This is a genomic window from Bradyrhizobium sp. CFUWI (genome assembly GCF_056429085.1).
In genome coordinates this window covers 1-463 of the sequence record NZ_JBWJZE010000173.1, presented here as the reverse complement: position 1 = coordinate 463, position 463 = coordinate 1, and the positions used below count along the sequence as shown (strand labels likewise).

At 63.5% G+C, this 463-nt stretch carries 1 pseudogene; it reads left to right on the top strand.

Annotated features, from left to right (window positions below):
• Positions 1-34: 34 nt before the first annotated feature.
• Positions 35-463: pseudogene (locus AC066S_RS39270) on the top strand (hypothetical protein); the annotation flags it as partial.

Genomic DNA, 463 nt, shown 5'->3' with positions numbered 1-463 from the left:
TTTGCTGCCCAGCGAGAGAGCTGCGGAAGGCGTCTTGGGCAAGGCTCACGACCTGCGGACCGAGGCCGCTCGCCTCGCGGGGGCCTGCCAGAACGGGGTGAGCAGCGAGCTTTCGAAGCTGCTGCTCTCGATGAACAGCTACTACTCCAACAAGATCGAGGGCGAGCACACGCGCCCGCTGGACATCACACGCGCGCTGGGGCACGACTTCTCCAGCGATCAGAACAAGGCCCGATTACAGCGGCTGGCACTTGCGCACATCAAGTCGGAGGCATGGATACAAGAGCAGTCGTGGGATACCAAGGCGCTGTACTCGCGGAGCGCGCTGGAGAACATCCATGGCCATCTCTTCGGACAACTTGCGGCTAGTGATCGCATGGTGCGGATGCACGCCCCTGACGGTAGCGTGAAGGAGGAGGTCGAGGTAGCGGCGGGCGTCATGCGCACCCGCGAGGTTTCGGTC